Raw genomic sequence first — 13,723 nt, 5'->3', positions numbered from 1 at the left:
ACTTGGAACCGATCCTTATTTGATTTGGGCATTTTGCGCCAATAGATTTGGCCTAGCTAGATCCAGTGCTCATCAGAGCGATGGCGCAGTCAGCCAGACACCGCAGGTGTCATATCGGCGCGCTGAATGTTCGTAGCGGGGGTTACAGCTGCAGCGTTGACGATTTCGTTGGAAACACCTCCCACATTCCCAGCCGACAACCCGGATAAGCCGTGATATGATCGCCCGAAATAGCGTGATTATCGATACTCGGAAGGCAGGAGCCGCTTATGAGTCGCGACACGCCAATCGATAAGCAGGGGCGATCCACAGACGTTTCGAGTGACGATAGCCGTTCTTCCCAACATGGCGGCGAGCGGCGGGTCGTGACTGCATTGTGCTATGACCTGATCGGCTCCACCAATCTCTTCAATCTGATGGATATCGAGGACTATCAGGATATGATCGCCGCCTTCCAGCAGGCGGCGCGGCAAGCGATTACGACACATTCCGGTGTCGTCCGCGTCGAAGCCGGGGACGGTGGAGTTGCGATTTTCCCGATCGAGCTTGGACCGAGGGATGCCGCGTCAGCTGCGATCCGTGCCGGCGTTGGAATCGTGAAAGCCTGTCAGCGCCTCGCCCGTGAACTTGATCGAGACGATCTGCGCGTGCGCGTGGGTGTCGCGACATCGGTCGCCCTGATCCGGGATGCGCAGCTGCAGAACTGGATACATGAGCCGGTCACGGGCGCGGCACTTGCGCTTGCGACACGGCTCGAGGCCGCCGCTGAAGCCGACAGCGTGCTGGTTTCAGAAGAGACCCGGAACCTCGCCGGCCGCTCACACGCCTTCGTTCCGGAAGGCACACGCATGTTGAAAGGCTTCTCCGAGCCTGAAAATGTCTGGAGAGCAATCGGCCACAGACGGGAGCTCGACCGCTTCCACGCATTCGGAAGGCTGGACGGCACCTTCGTTGGCCGCGTCACGGAGCTTGACCGAATAGAGAAGGCCTGGGGCGCGGCCCTCGGAGGCAAGGGCCAGGTCCTTGCGATCACAGGCCAGGCTGGCATCGGCAAGTCGCGGTTGTTGCGGCAAGCCCGGCGCATGATCCATGCGCAGCCGGCCCGATCGCTGTTCTTTCAATGCCTGCCGGGAGGGTTTCGCTCGACGCTTCACCCGCTGGTGAATAGTTTTTCCCAGCGCCGTTCCGATGCTGCGGATGGCGGGCGGCTGACGGTCGACGCGGTCGCCGCCCAGTTCGCGCGCCATGGTGTCGAAGATCCGGAAGTGATTGGCATATTTTCCCATTTGCTCGGCGCGGATGGGCGCAATGAAGCTTTCTCCGACAGCTCTCCCAAGGCAATTCAGAAAAGCGCACGGCAGGCGCTGTCAAAAGTGTTGAGCGTCATATGCGGACAAACACCGCTGGTCATTGCAGTTGAGGACATTCATTGGATCGATCCTACGTCCGAGTACCTGCTTCGCGAAGCGGCGCGGCTCGTGCCGACGCTTCCCGCACTGCTGATCGTCACCAGCCGAGAGAACCCCCATGCCAGCCTATTCGACGAGGGCGAACCAGGACATATTTCGCTCGGCCCGCTCGACCATGACGAAACGCGGCTGGCGATCGCCGCGCGATGGCCAAACCATCGCCAGGAGGCGTTGCCGCAGCTGCTTGAAGTGAGCGAACGCATATCCGGCGGCGTACCGCTTTTCATCGAGGAAATATGCCAATGGGCATTCGAGACTGCTGCCGAAGATGCAATGAGCGTGCCGGCAAATGCGTCCCGTAACCATGTTTCCGCCTTCGAGGGGATCTTGAATTCGCGGCTCGAGAATTTGGGTTCCGCCAGGGATGTGGCGCGCGCCGGGGCCGTCGCAGGGGATCGTTTTACCGTTTCGCTGCTCCGCCCACTGTTGCCGGAAGCAAGCAGGAAATCTCTCCTGCATGCTGCTGAAACTTTATGCGAGAGTGGATTTTTGACCCGCGTGCGTGCCCATGGCGGCATCGCCTACGGCTTTCGCCACGCTTTGATCCAGGAGACGATTTACAACGGTCTGCTGAAAACGCAACGCCGGCTTCTCCACCGACGCCTGTTCATGGCCGCGAACGGCAATCGCGCCATCGCGGGTTGGCTGGATGCGGGTGCGCTTGCCGAGCATGCAGAGGCTGCCGGCCTTCCGGAGCATGCGGTTTCGTCGTTCATGAGGGCCGGAATGGAGCACGCCAGCCGATCGGCAATGGTGGAGGCGCGCCACCATCTCGAACGAGCCCTAGCGCTTTGCGAGACTATGCCCAACGGTGTTTCCGATGAGTTGCACCTTTCGGTGTTGACGGTGCTCGGACCGCTGCTGACGGCAACGGTCGGACCTAATTCGACGCCGGCGCGAATCCTTTACGAAAAAGGCGTCGAGATCGCGCGCCGTCAGCCGAAGGAAGATCAGCCCAAGTGGTTTCCACTCTATTGGGGCTGGTGGTTGACCGGGCAAAACTTCATGGAGATGCACAGCCGCGCCCGTAAAGTCCAGGCGATGCTCTCCGGAATCGCCGATCGCGAAATCGAACTGCAGGTCAACCATTCGATCTGGGCAATCGAGTTCAATGTCGGAAGGCAGGGGGAGGCCCAAAAGGCGATACGAGCGGGGCTTGCTCTCTACGACGATGAGGCAGCGAAGGCGAGCCGCAATGTCTTTGGTGGCCATGATGCCAAGGTTTGTGGTCTCGGACAGCTTGCGCTGTCGCTCTGGCTGACGGGGCAGACCGAAGAATCCAGCAAGGCACTTGCAGACATGGTCGCTTTTGTGGATCGGATCGAGCATATGCCGAGCAAGTCGCACTCGCTGGATACCGAGGCGGTATCGGCGTTCTATCGCAACGACCATGCACGCCTGATCGAGATTTCGGGCAGGATGGGCGATTTTGCGAAAAAGCACGAACTGCAATCCTTATCGGCACTCGCGATGCTCTTTCGCGGATGGGCGACTGCGCACATTGAAAACCTATCCAGCGGCCACGAAATCTTCCGCGCAGGCTTGGCGCTTCTGAGAGAGCTCGGAACCGTCGCCGATCTGCCGATCTACCTCTACATGCATGCGACCATGCTCGGCCAGGCGCGGAAGTACCAAACAGCGATCGAGGTCGCCACCGAAGCTATCCGGGAGGCGAATGCGACAGGCCATGGTTATTGGTTGGCCGAGCTTCACCGCCGTCGCGCATTGCTGCTGTCGTGCGCCAAGGTAGAAGAGCCGGCTCTCCTGCCGGATCTGAGGACTGCGATCGTCATTGCGCAAGAGCAAGGTGCGGTTGCCTTGCTGCACCGGTCGCAACGATCGGCGAAGGAGCTTGGCCTTGCTGGCGAGCTCTGAAATTTCTTCCGAAGACGGGAGGGAAATGCTCTCGGCATTTTATGCCGACATCATGAACGGAAACATGTCTCTCGTATCGCCGGAACCGGACCCTGGGGACGCCGAGGCCTATTTCCGCTCCCTGCTGCCGTTTAGCCGCCGAGCCGGGATCACACGCGTCGCCGATCTGACCGGCCTTGATCGAATCGGATTTCCGGTCGTTCAGGCCATACGACCGGCCGCATTGTCGGAAGTCACCTCGCTCGGCCGTGGAATGTCCATAGCGTCTGCCGCGATCGGAGCGGTCATGGAATCGTTCGAGCGCCTTTACGCCGAGGCAATCCCCGCGTCCCGTGTCTTCCTATCGACTGCAGAAAGGCTAGAGGTTGGCGCTGGTTCCTTCGATGATTTCTGCCTTGCTGATTCCCGCACGAATTGGCGTGAACGCGAGATCGACTGGATCATGGGTGTTGATATGGCAACCGGCGCTACTGCGCCCATCCCGTTTGAACTTGTGCACACGATTTATACCGATCCGCCCCCACGCCATGATGGCGTTTTTCTGCGCACCACAGCTGGCCTCGCATGCCATCGGTCAGATTTTGGCGCGTTGCGGCATGGGTTGCTGGAATGCATAGAGCGGGATGCGATTGCCCGGGCATTCAAAACCCACGGCTTCATGGATCGGATGAGACTGCCCTTATCGGAATTGGGCACAGCAGTTCAGGATGTTCTCTCGCACGTGGCCAAACTCGGAATATCGGCTGCCTTCTGGTACGCCCTTTCGCCGACACGTATTCCGGTCGTCTGGTGCCAGACGATTGAAGCCGGCAAAGGCGAACCCGTATTGGCTCTCCCGACGGAGGGTTATTGTGCCGGTCTCGATCTTCATAAAGCGGCGTTCGGTGCGTTACTTGAAGCGCTGGCCGCCCGAGCCGGAGCAATATCCGGCGCGCGAGACGACCAGACGCGGAAACACTATGCGAGACCAAGCAGCGCTATGCTTGCCGATGCCCGCGATCTCATTCTTGGTGAATGTGCTCCATCGATCGATTTTGTGGGCGTTTTGCCCGCGGTTGCCGGCCTTGCCGATCTCGTGGAAAGGATCATTTCTGCCGGTCTAGGCCCCGTTCTCGCCGTTCCAGTCGCGTCCGAGAACAATCCGCACATTCATTGCGTGCGAACGGTACTTGCGGGCATGCGCCCTTTTACAGTCGAGCGGTGAGGGTCCGGGATGGATCAGAAAGCGGACGGTCCAATACTCGTTTTTCTCGGTCCGACCCTCCGCTTGCCGGACGCGCAACGCACTCTTGACGCCATCTACCTGCAGCCCGTTTCGCAGGGAGACATCATTCTTGCCGCTCACGCATTTCGCCCGAAAGCGATGGTCTTGATCGATGGTCTTTTCGAGGACAGGCCGGCTGTGCGTCACAAGGAAATTCTCTGGGCGCTATCCCAGGGTATCGTGATGATCGGGGCTGCAAGCATGGGCGCGCTCCGGGCCGCCGAACTGCATCCATTCGGAATGATCGGTGTCGGTCTCATCTATCGATGGTACAGGCGTTGGCCGCTGACAGCGGAAGATGCAGTCGCGGTCGAATGCGGCCCCGCGGAACTCGGCTTCACTGCTTTGACCGAAGCACTGGTGGACCTGCAGCGCAGTTTTACCGCGCTCTTTCGACGTGGCCTGATTGCGAAATCCGAAATGGATGCAGGTATCGCCGCAGCTCGACGGCTTAATTTTCGTGAGCGGTCCGTTCGAAAGGTGCTCGCCGCAGCGCAATTGCCAGCGGAAAGATCGGTCTTGCTACGCAGCCATTTGATCGCACAGAAGAAAGACGATGCGCGCCTTGCCCTACGGTTGGCGCCAGGCTTGTCGAAGTACAAGCCTGCGAGGTTGTCTTTTACGGCAACCAATACCTTCCTGCGCGATCTTGAAGCTGGATCTATTGACATCAATTTAATTAGCAAGTACTAATTTAAGTTGTTGCCATATAACTCATCTAACTGAGTAGTTGAGCTATGGAATTGTCTCCTGACATATCACTTAGAAAGTCTGAGCCCAGTCTTGGGACTCGATTCTGGATATTTCCTCAGCCGCCCTTTATCTTTGGATATGAGCAGCCAGATCGCGTCTTGCTGTCGATATTGCCTGACGAGATCGGTGATGGACCTAGCGACATGTCGATGTATGTCGCGGATCCGCTGTTCGACAAGGAGCCTTATCGTTTTGGTGGTTTACCTCCATACCGTGGTCCCCAACGACGGCCGGTTCGGTCAGGCCCGGATCGCCACTTTGATAGCCTCGACCCGAGATCGCGGGATTACCTGGGCGCCCATGCCTTTGCTTGCATTCATTTCGTTCTTGATGTCTGGCGCAATTATCTCGCACGACCAATGCATTGGTTCTTCTCTGATTTCTATCCGCGGCTTGAAATTGTCCCCCTTGTTCGGTGGAAGAACGCGCAAGCGGGCTTTGGTTTCATCGAACTCGGTTACTCGGAAGTGGGTGACGAGCAATCGCCCTATGCGCTGAATTTCGACACGATCGCTCATGAGATCGGTCATCTCATCACGCTCTCGCAAACGGGGCTTCCCAATACTCTTTCTCGTGAGGCAGATTTCTTTCCATTCTCCGAAGCCATGTCGGACAGCATATCCTTGATCTCGTTCCTGCATTTCGATTCTGCCATCGACCGCCTGCTGCGCAGGACAAAGGGGAACCTCCTTCTCTATAACGAGCTCAACCGCTTTGCCGAGACAAGCCCGGAGACGCAGATCCGCCTTGCGACCAACTTCCGGCGCATGTCGGAAGTCACAAGCGAGGTTCATGACCGATCCTTGCCCTTCCTCGGTGCGATCTTCGATGCGATCGTTGAACTCTACCACCGGGAGTTGATTGCCAGCGGCTGCGCCGATCACCGTCTTCTCTCCGTCGATCTTCGCGATCTGACGCTGGATGAGTTAGATTGGTTCCGGCAATCGACGGCGGCGGCCTTTCGGGACCGACCGCTCTTCTTCAAGCTGGCCCTGACCAAGGCAAGGGATTCAGTGGGAAGGGCGATCGGCGGAGCACTTCATAGCTTGGATCCAGACACGATGCGGCTTAGGGACGCCGCGCGGGCTATCATCTCGGCGGCGGATGTATCGACTGCCGCACAATTAGAGGAAAACTTTGCATGGCGTGAAATTATCGGCTCGAGGTGAGCCAGAAAAGGAGAGGGGAAATGAGTTGCTGCTCTGAGACTCCGTTCATTGGAACAGGTAAAGTGCCATTCAATCCCAGCGAGGTCCGTCTCTATGGGCGAAATGAATTTTGTCAGCCCGGCACAGACGCTCATCCGTCTCAAGGGGCTCAAGTAAAGCCAACCGAGGATAGCGGTTCGGACAAAATCAAGCTCAAGGTGGGCAACTGTTACATTCTGATCGATCCTGGCAAGGTCCAGATGGTCAGCATCGGCGTGATCTATGGTTATGCTTATGAGGGTCATTGCTACAAGCTGCCGAAGCCGCGGATCATGTATCTCCCGGTCAAGGCCACAGAGATATCCCGCGACGACTGCGGATGCGATTGCGGCTATTCGCGGGCGCTCGGCTATTCCGTCTGGTCATTGGACAAGCTCGAACGAGTGATCGCGCTCGACGTCCGCTCCGACGACATCAAAACGCTGATCCTTGACGAAAACCTGCCTGGCAACCGTTCGCCGCTTGCCTATGCGCAGACGCAATCGCTGGCGCCGCAACGGCTTCGTGATTGAATCGATAGCAATGCTCGGATTGAGGCCGAGATGAGCCTCAATCCTTTCCGATCCTAGCGGCACAACAAACAGCATATCTGTCAATCTTGATCTGGGACTTAAAGGCCAGTCTATTCTGTGTGCGATATATGAACAAAAATCAAATAACGCACAAATTTCTTGCCGTCCAGTCCGCCGCGCCTTATGCCTGACGCTGGAGGACGGGATCAGCTTCCCGGCCGCATCTAGCCAAGGAGAGATCCCGCATGGACAAGACAGTCGGGAGCACGGCGGAAGCCGTCTCTGAGATCGGTGATGGCGCGACCGTCATGATCGGTGGTTTTGGTGGCTCGGGCGCTCCGATCGAGCTCATTCATGCCTTGATCGACAAGGGCTCCAAAAACCTTACCGTGATCAACAACAATGCCGGCAACGGGCGCATCGGTATCGCTGCGATGATCGATGCCGGCATGGTCAGAAAGATGATCTGCTCTTTCCCGCGTTCATCGGATCCGCGCGCCTTCACGGATAAATATCTGGCCGGCGAAATCGAGCTCGAGCTGGTGCCGCAGGGAACGCTTGCCGAACGCATCCGCGCCGGCGGCGCCGGCATCCCGGCCTTTTATACGCCGACGGCCTACGGCACCGAACTGGCCAATGGCAAGGTCATCGCCGAATTCGATGGCCGCCATTACGTGCAGGAGCGCTGGCTGAAGGCCGACTTCGCAATCGTCAAGGCTGCGATCGGCGATATCCAGGGCAACCTCACCTACAACAAGGCCGGCCGCAACTTCAATCCGCTGATGTGCATGGCGGCGGCGAAGACCATCGTCCAGGTCTCATCGATCGTGCCGGCCGGCGGTATCGATCCCGAGCAGGTGGTGACACCAGGCATCTTCGTCGACCGTATCGTTGCCGTCCCCCATCCCCAGCAGGAAGAAGAGCTCATTCGAGCCGGAGTGGCCTACGTATGACCATCGATCACAGCTCCATCAACATCCGGGAAGACATCAAGCTTTCCAATGCGCAGATCGCCTGGCGCGCCGCGCAGGACATTACCGACGGCGCCTATGTGAACCTCGGCATCGGCTTTCCCGAAATGGTCGCCCGTTATCAGCCGCCCGGCCGTCAGGCGATCTTCCACACCGAAAACGGCATCCTGAATTTCGGCGAGCCGCCGGCGGCAGGGGAAGAGGACTGGGACCTGATCAACGCCGGCAAGAAAGCGGTGACGCTGAAGCCGGGTGCTGCCTTCTTCCATCACGCCGACAGCTTCGCCATGGTGCGCGGCGGCCATCTCGACGTCGCGATCCTCGGCGCCTATCAGGTTGCCCAGAGCGGCGACCTTGCGAACTGGCGGGTTGGCAGCAAGGGCGTGCCGGCCGTCGGCGGCGCCATGGACCTGGTGCACGGCGCCAAGCAGGTCTGCGTCATCACCGAGCACGTCACCAAGACAGGCGAGCCCAAGCTGGTGGAGAAATGCACCTTCCCGCTGACCGGCGTCGCCTGCATCACCCGCGTTTATACCAGCCATGCCGTCATCGACATCGTCAAGGGACGTTTCGTCCTGCGCGAGAAGCTGGCCGCGATGTCGCAGGAGGAATTGCAGGCGATGACCGGCGCGCCGCTGCATGTCGAGGGCCCGGTTGCCGACCTTGTTGTCCCCAAACTCTGAGGAAAAGCCATGACCGAAGCCTTTATCTGCGACTATGTCAGAACGCCGATCGGCCGCTTCGCCGGCTCGCTATCCCAGGTGCGGGCCGACGATCTCGGCGCAATTCCGCTGAAGGCGCTGATGCAACGAAATGCCGCCGTCGATTGGGACGCTGTCGATGACGTCATCTTCGGCTGCGCCAACCAGGCGGGCGAGGACAACCGCAATGTCGCGCGCATGTCGGCGCTGCTGGCCGGCCTGCCGATCGCGGTACCCGGCACGACGATCAACCGGCTCTGCGGCTCGGGCATGGATGCGGTGATCACGGCCGCACGCGCCATCCGCTCCGGCGAGGCCGAGCTGATGGTCGCGGGTGGCGTCGAAAGCATGTCGCGCGCGCCCTTCGTCATGCCGAAGGCCGAGACGGCCTTTTCACGCGCCGCTGAAATCCACGACACGACGATCGGCTGGCGCTTCGTCAACCCGCTGATGAAGAAGCAGTACGGCGTCGATTCCATGCCGGAGACCGGCGAGAATGTTGCCGAAGACTATCATGTCAGCCGCGAAGACCAGGATGCGTTTGCCGTGCGAAGCCAGGCGAAGGCCGCCGCCGCCCAGGCAAACGGACGCCTGGCGAAGGAGATCACTGCGGTGATCATCCCGCAGCGCAAGGGCGATGCTGTTATCGTCGACAAGGACGAGCATCCGCGCGCGACGACGATCGAAACACTGGCGAAACTCGCCACACCTTTCAAGAAGGAAGGCGGCACGGTGACAGCAGGCAATGCCTCCGGCGTCAATGACGGGGCGGCCGCACTGATCGTCGCTTCCGAAGCGGCGGCGCGGAAATACGGCCTGACGCCGATCGCCCGCATCCTCGGCGGCGCGGCTGCCGCCGTTCCGCCAAGAGTGATGGGTGTCGGGCCGATCCCGGCCTCGCGCAAGCTGATGGCACGGCTCGGTATGACCGCCGAGCAGTTCGACGTGATCGAACTCAATGAGGCTTTTGCCAGCCAGGGGCTGGCGGTGCTGCGCGCGCTGGGCATTGCCGACGATGACGCGCGCGTAAATCGCAATGGCGGCGCGATCGCGCTCGGCCATCCGCTTGGCATGTCGGGCGCACGCATCACCGGCACGGCAGCACTCGAGCTTCTGGAGACCGGCGGACAATATTCGCTGTCGACCATGTGCATCGGCGTCGGGCAGGGGATTGCGATCGCGCTTGAAAGAGTTTGAGTTTGAGGTCGGGACGCTTCCAGCATTTGGAGGCTGCCGACCCGTTGCGCGGGGCACCCGGTTTCGTTAGAGATCGGGCATGCTGATCCGACCCGCTGACAAGAACGATCAAGGCGCGATCTGGAGGATCATCGGTCCGACGATCCGTGCCGGCGAAACCTATGCGCTCGATCGCGATCTGACCGAAGCCGATGCGCTGGCCTACTGGATGGGACCGGACCGCGAGACCTTCGTCGCCGAAGAGGATGGCGTGATCCTCGGCACATATTACATCAAGGCCAATCAGGCAGGCGGCGGCCGGCATGTCTGCAATTGCGGTTACATGACCGATGCTGCGGCAAGCGGCCGTGGCGTCGCCCGACTGATGCATGAGCATTCCCTGGAGCATGCCCGCTTGCGGGGCTTTCGGGCGATGCAGTTCAATTTCGTCGTCAGCAGCAATGAACGCGCGGTTGGGCTGTGGCAATCTCTCGGCTTCGATATTGTCGGCCGGCTTCCTGGTGTCTTCCTTCATCCGACGCAGGGTTATGTCGACGCATTGGTGATGTTTCGCACGCTCTAGCTGTTTGATCCCGGACCCTGCGCGACCGGATGATCTGCACGGCCGATGAAAACAATCACGCACTTCCAAAAATGCTGCTGCGTATGGTCATTCGTCCTGATTACGATGCCCGCGAGAAACACCCCGGCTCCGCCAGAACGCCTCTTCTTCCTGCGCCGTAACATAACCCTCGGATTCCGGCGCGCACGGCTCCTCCTCATCGGGGTAGCCCGCCACCAGAAAGTCTTCGGCCTCGAGATAGGCCTCTGCTTCAGGCCGAAGTTCGACCTCGAGAACGTGCACGGCAACTTCTTCGGAATATTCCTTGATCGGCTCGGCGTAAGAGTAGGTTGCCCAAGGGAAGAGCCTGGTCATGACGTCATGCAGATTGTCTGCCCGAAGATGATAGTCGATCCGAATATCCGGCTCGTCCCTCCCGTCTTCGCCAATATAGATCTGCAGGTTGGAAAAGATCGCTGTCGTGTCGCCCCACTCGTCCCACACGAAAAAAGTTGTTTGATCCTGAACCTCCTCCATGAGCTCTCGATCAAGGGCAAAGGCAGAGCGCATCAGCGACTCCTGATCGGAGGCAACGGCCTCGTCGAAACAGAGCTTGGCGTTAGCATCCAACACGTTGGCTGCCGGAACAACCATCTCCCACCCCGACTCCGTTTCCGCGCAGTTCCCCTTGTCGGCTCTCTGCCATCGCATTATCCCGCTGCGGGCGTCGACGATGACGATACAGACAGGCAACACGTGTTTCGCCCAGTAATCGAGATGGCTGCGCTCGCCGCGATGGATGTAATCGCCACCGGCTTCCACCCATGATGGTATCGATCTGATTTGAAGAGGCAGGAACTTTCCGGTTGGCCGCCCGCTATCAAGAATCTCGGCCCGTGCATCGATGCCGACCTTCGATACCGGCAGCCTGCGAAAAGACCATTTGAAATCCCGGACAAACACCTTCTCGACGGCATCGATTGCCATGCGCATAGCGGGATCCGCCGGTTGACCGCCCAGCGCAATGTCGTGCCGCCGGCGCGGCGGTATCGGTGGCACGATCCGGTGCCAAATGGTTGCAAGTAGCCTTGGCGCTGCCGCGGCCAGCGTGGTGATTGCAATGATTCCAGCCTGCAGAAGTCGAACCATCGAAACTGCCCGTCACGAAACGCGGCTCTCCCTGTTCACATCTTCAAGCAGTCCGAGCAGACCCTTGAGGATATCCATCGGTGAAGGGGGACATCCTGGAATATGCAGATCGACGGGCACGACCTTCGAAACCCCGCCGAGGACGGCATAGCTGCCCGCGAAGCAGCCTCCATCGCGACCACAGTCGCCGAGGGCAACGACCCATTTGGGGTCGGGCGTGGCGATGTAGGTCCGTTCGAGTGCCTGCACCATGTTCCTGGTCACCGGGCCGGTAACCAGCAGCACATCGGCATGCCGCGGCGAGGCGACGAAACGAAGCCCGAAGCGCTCGATGTCATAGAAAGCATTGCTGAGGGCGTGCATTTCCAGCTCGCAGCCGTTGCAGGACCCGGCATCGACGGCTCGGATCGACAGGCTGCGTCCAAGCCGTCGGCGCGCGCTCCTTTCGATGGCGGCGGCGAGCTCTGTCATCGCAGCGTCGGAAACCGGCGGTCTCAGTTCCGTCAGTGGCGGCCGGATGAGACTTTCGAAGAGGAGCTTGCGCATGATGGATTGCCTTCAGAGATCGTGACCGGAATAGGAACAGTTGAACGACTTGTTGCAGAGCGGAAAGTCCGCGACGATATTTCCTGCGATCGCGGCCTCCAGCAGTGGCCATTGAAACCAGGATGGATCGCGAAAATGGCAGCGTTCGATCCTACTTTCCCGAGTCAGCCGCAGCCAGACCAGAACGTCGCCGCGAAAGCCTTCGACGAGCGCCATGCCCTCCCGGCTCTCATTGATGAAGGGGATATCCCTCACGATCGGACCATCCGGCAGCCGGTCGAGGATCTGGTCCAGCAGAGATAGGCTCTGCTCGACTTCGCGAATGCGGATCCAGACGCGGGCATTGACATCGCCCTCGTTCAGCACCGGAACCTCGAATGAAAGCTGATCATAGGGCGGGTAACGCAGGACATCCCGTGCGTCGAAACCGCGCCCGGAGGCGCGTCCGACATAACCGCCGGCGCCATACTGGCGGGCGAGCTCGCCTCGCAGCCTGCCGGTTCCGACCGTTCGGTCCTGAAGCGAGGCCGTGTTGTCATAGAGTTCCACCAAGGCCGGCAATTTTCGGTGGATTTCATCTAGCAGGGTCTTCAGGCTGGCGCGTCCATCTTCGCTGAGGTTGACTGCAACACCGCCGGGGAGGATGCGGTCGCGCATCAACCGGTGGCCGAAGGCAGTCTCGGCCGCGCGAAGCACACGTTCGCGCAGCACGCCGCAATGGGCCTGCATCAACGGAAACGCGGCATCGTTGCAGATGGCGCCAATATCGCCGAGATGGTTGGCGAGCCGCTCCAGTTCGGCCATCAGGGCCCGCAGCCATACCGCGCGGGGCGGGACGACAAGCCCGGCCGCAGCCTCCGCTGCCTGAGCAAAGGCATAGGCATAGGCGACCGTGCTGTCGCCGGACGTCCGCCCGGCGAGCTGCGCTCCGCGGAGCAGGTCCGCTCCGACCATCAGCGTCTCGATCCCCTTGTGGACATATCCGAGACGTTCTTCGAGACGGACGACCGTTTCGCCGTTGGCCGTGAAACGAAAATGCCCGGGCTCGATGATGCCGGCATGCACCGGGCCGACCGGGATCTGATGCAGACCGTCACCTTCCGCACGCAGGAAGGTGTAGGGCTCGGGCTTGGCCAGGGTTGCCGCCTGCTTGCCGAGCGGGTGGCGCAGATCCCAGCGTCCATGATCGAGCCATGGACGGATATCCGGCAGATCCTGCGGCTCCAACCCGGTAAGGTCGTGGATCGCCCGCTCCAGCCGCAGCGCGGGCGGATGATGCCGCGCAACGGAGGGATAGCCATCCGCCAGCCCTTCAAGGCTGATGACAGCGACCGTACTGGCGGATTCATCGAGGAGGGCCATGTGAACTGCGTGCTCCTCTCCCCAAAGGCCGAGCAAGGTCAAACGCCTTTCCGCAAGCTCAAGTGTTGAGGATGTCCATATCGCTGGATCGACGACAGCGCGCGACCACGGCGCATGATGTTGAACCGACACCCCCTTCTCAATCAGATCGCTCAGCGCCGACATCTTTTCCCCG

11 protein-coding genes and 1 pseudogene are annotated in these 13,723 nt (G+C 60.0%); 9 read left to right on the top strand and 3 right to left on the bottom strand.

Annotated elements, in window-relative coordinates:
* Positions 1-269 precede the first annotated feature (269 nt).
* The 9 genes and pseudogenes from RWK44_RS18905 to RWK44_RS18865 all read left to right on the top strand — a co-directional run bounded on the left by RWK44_RS18905 (position 270) and on the right by RWK44_RS18865 (position 10,512).
* Positions 270-3,344 carry an ATP-binding protein gene (locus RWK44_RS18905; RefSeq protein WP_316029248.1) on the top strand — a complete coding sequence of 1,025 codons (3,075 nt, stop codon included), beginning with the start codon at positions 270-272 and terminating at the stop codon, positions 3,342-3,344.
* Positions 3,345-3,369: 25 nt separating this feature from the next.
* Positions 3,370-4,548: a YcaO-like family protein gene (locus tag RWK44_RS18900; RefSeq protein ID WP_080685861.1), complete on the top strand. Its 1,179-nt coding sequence runs from the start codon at positions 3,370-3,372 to the stop codon at positions 4,546-4,548.
* 9 nt (positions 4,549-4,557) lie between these two features.
* Positions 4,558-5,301, top strand: a complete 744-nt coding sequence (locus RWK44_RS18895) for a TfuA-like protein (protein WP_025397826.1) — start codon at positions 4,558-4,560, stop codon at positions 5,299-5,301.
* Positions 5,302-5,345: 44 nt separating this feature from the next.
* Positions 5,346-6,530, top strand: coding sequence for a hypothetical protein (locus tag RWK44_RS18890; protein ID WP_131662346.1), 1,185 nt, complete (start codon positions 5,346-5,348; stop codon positions 6,528-6,530).
* 242 nt (positions 6,531-6,772) lie between these two features.
* A pseudogene (locus RWK44_RS18885) lies at positions 6,773-7,081 on the top strand (hypothetical protein); the annotation flags it as partial.
* Positions 7,082-7,326: 245 nt separating this feature from the next.
* Complete coding sequence (locus tag RWK44_RS18880) at positions 7,327-8,034, top strand: 3-oxoacid CoA-transferase subunit A (protein WP_025397829.1); 708 nt, start codon at positions 7,327-7,329, stop codon at positions 8,032-8,034.
* Positions 8,031-8,735, top strand: coding sequence for a CoA transferase subunit B (locus tag RWK44_RS18875; protein ID WP_316029247.1), 705 nt, complete (start codon positions 8,031-8,033; stop codon positions 8,733-8,735). The genes RWK44_RS18880 and RWK44_RS18875 overlap by 4 nt, the downstream gene beginning before the upstream one ends.
* A 9-nt stretch (positions 8,736-8,744) precedes the next feature.
* Positions 8,745-9,950 carry a 3-oxoadipyl-CoA thiolase gene (gene pcaF / locus RWK44_RS18870; RefSeq protein WP_131662343.1) on the top strand — a complete coding sequence of 402 codons (1,206 nt, stop codon included), beginning with the start codon at positions 8,745-8,747 and terminating at the stop codon, positions 9,948-9,950.
* Between the two features lie 79 nt (positions 9,951-10,029).
* Entirely contained in the window at positions 10,030-10,512 is a 483-nt protein-coding gene (locus tag RWK44_RS18865; RefSeq protein ID WP_316029246.1) for a GNAT family N-acetyltransferase, read from the top strand.
* A gap of 87 nt (positions 10,513-10,599) precedes the next feature.
* On the opposite strand, the gene RWK44_RS18860 is transcribed toward RWK44_RS18865, so the two are convergent.
* From RWK44_RS18860 to RWK44_RS18850, 3 genes are read right to left on the bottom strand one after another with little or no spacing between them, the layout of a single operon-like run.
* Complete coding sequence (locus RWK44_RS18860) at positions 10,600-11,640, bottom strand: DUF4365 domain-containing protein (RefSeq protein ID WP_168266358.1); 1,041 nt, start codon at positions 11,638-11,640, stop codon at positions 10,600-10,602.
* Between the two features lie 12 nt (positions 11,641-11,652).
* Positions 11,653-12,186, bottom strand: coding sequence for an NADH-quinone oxidoreductase subunit B family protein (locus RWK44_RS18855; protein ID WP_168320894.1), 534 nt, complete (start codon positions 12,184-12,186; stop codon positions 11,653-11,655).
* 12 nt (positions 12,187-12,198) lie between these two features.
* The gene (locus tag RWK44_RS18850; RefSeq protein ID WP_316029245.1) at positions 12,199-13,713 is read right to left on the bottom strand and encodes a hydrogenase large subunit; all 1,515 of its coding nucleotides are present in this window, start codon (positions 13,711-13,713) and stop codon (positions 12,199-12,201) included.
* Positions 13,714-13,723 lie beyond the last annotated feature (10 nt).

Origin of the sequence: Rhizobium sp. 25PS6, from assembly GCF_032464655.1 — a bacterium.
Classification (GTDB): Bacteria; Pseudomonadota; Alphaproteobacteria; order Rhizobiales; family Rhizobiaceae; genus Rhizobium; species Rhizobium laguerreae.
This window is presented reverse-complemented; position numbering and strand designations above follow the sequence as displayed.

Bases quoted from the DNA above. Each gene is read 5' to 3' on its own strand.
- RWK44_RS18860 (WP_168266358.1), bottom strand. From the start codon at position 11,640: ATGGTTCGACTTCTGCAGGCTGGAATCATTGCAATCACCACGCTGGCC.
- RWK44_RS18890 (WP_131662346.1), top strand. From the start codon at position 5,346: ATGGAATTGTCTCCTGACATATCACTTAGAAAGTCTGAGCCCAGTCTT.
- RWK44_RS18875 (WP_316029247.1), top strand. From the start codon at position 8,031: ATGACCATCGATCACAGCTCCATCAACATCCGGGAAGACATCAAGCTT.
- pcaF (WP_131662343.1), top strand. From the start codon at position 8,745: ATGACCGAAGCCTTTATCTGCGACTATGTCAGAACGCCGATCGGCCGC.
- RWK44_RS18880 (WP_025397829.1), top strand. From the start codon at position 7,327: ATGGACAAGACAGTCGGGAGCACGGCGGAAGCCGTCTCTGAGATCGGT.
- RWK44_RS18855 (WP_168320894.1), bottom strand. From the start codon at position 12,186: ATGCGCAAGCTCCTCTTCGAAAGTCTCATCCGGCCGCCACTGACGGAA.
- RWK44_RS18865 (WP_316029246.1), top strand. From the start codon at position 10,030: ATGCTGATCCGACCCGCTGACAAGAACGATCAAGGCGCGATCTGGAGG.
- RWK44_RS18900 (WP_080685861.1), top strand. From the start codon at position 3,370: ATGCTCTCGGCATTTTATGCCGACATCATGAACGGAAACATGTCTCTC.
- RWK44_RS18850 (WP_316029245.1), bottom strand. From the start codon at position 13,713: ATGTCGGCGCTGAGCGATCTGATTGAGAAGGGGGTGTCGGTTCAACAT.
- RWK44_RS18895 (WP_025397826.1), top strand. From the start codon at position 4,558: ATGGATCAGAAAGCGGACGGTCCAATACTCGTTTTTCTCGGTCCGACC.
- RWK44_RS18905 (WP_316029248.1), top strand. From the start codon at position 270: ATGAGTCGCGACACGCCAATCGATAAGCAGGGGCGATCCACAGACGTT.